This window comes from Rhizobium laguerreae, assembly GCF_002008165.1.
Lineage (GTDB): Bacteria > Pseudomonadota > Alphaproteobacteria > Rhizobiales > Rhizobiaceae > Rhizobium > Rhizobium laguerreae.
In genome coordinates this window covers 1-1122 of record NZ_MRDM01000016.1, presented here as the reverse complement: position 1 = coordinate 1122, position 1122 = coordinate 1, and the positions used below count along the sequence as shown (strand labels likewise).

Below are 1122 nucleotides of genomic sequence, written 5' to 3'. Positions count from 1 at the left end.
ACACCGCGAGGCCCAGCGGACGCAAAATTCGCAGGATGTGGGCGGAAGCTTTCAACCTTTTGAGTGGCAGCTCGTAGTTCCCCGGAGCCAGATAGATCCGTCGTCAGAGGTCCCGGCGATCGCGCCATACTCAAACACGTCCGGTTGGCAAGACGGTTCGCAGCAGAACTGGCAGGAGGAGACGGCGGCAGGGTTCTTCGGCTACGCGCCACCCCCGCCCCAGATAGATCCGTCATCGGACGGTTGGCAGCAGAACTGGCACTTTGCCCCGCCCTTAACGCCGGAGTTCGGCTTGACGCAGAACGAGCTACCTCCTCCGACACCGCAAGAACGCCCCTGGGACGACTCGAATGTCCCGGCCAATATTCCGGATTTCGGCTCTGTCGTCGGCCGTTGGCAGCACGGCCGCCAGCCTGCCCCGGACGATCTAAGCCGCGCTCTGATAGAACATGGCCTCATGCCAGCCTGGAACTCACAGACAAGCTTCTTGATCCACCAAGAGCTTTACACGGCCGAGCTGCAGTGGGACGGAGGTGTTTTTCTCACCCATCAATCCGGAGCTTGGCTGCGCGACAGGGATTGGCTGTACGACCGGCACATCGAAAGGGATTTCAATCTCCTAAGGGGCGAGTTGCAGCGAAACCACCCCGATCTCGCCGCTCGGACGACGCTGGTGGATCCCGCGGTAGTGCAACTTTTGCAGACGGACCAGTTAAGGGCGTTCCAGTACATGGTCCGCGGCCAACCCGGTACCGCCCAGGAGGGTGCCGAGGATGCAGCCGACTTCGTGTTCATTCCAGTGACTGACGCCCAGGGTGGTGATCCCAATCAACGCGGCACCCACTGGTCGCTGCTACTCCTTGATCGCCGCGATCGAAACAGCCCGATTGCCTATCACTACGACTCCGCCGGCGACTACAACGCCGCCGCTGCCGAACGGGTCGCAAGGGGGGTGGGAGCCAGGGTGATCCGAATGGGGATGGCCCAGCAGCAGAACAATCATGATTGCGGCGTCCTTTTGCTGGAGGCGGCGCGGGCGCTGATTGGACAATTGACACGAAGCCGGCCCCCGCGGGACCTCTACGACCTCGTCCCCGATCGGCGAGCACTCCAGGCCCGATT

The 1122-nt window shown here is 62.2% G+C and carries 1 protein-coding gene; it reads left to right on the top strand.

All coding sequences use genetic code 11. The features are described 5' to 3' along the window. Positions 1-292: 292 nt before the first annotated feature. A partial coding sequence (locus tag BS630_RS24045) for a Ulp1 family isopeptidase (RefSeq protein WP_245310482.1) occupies positions 293-1122 on the top strand: 830 nt, incomplete at its 3' end.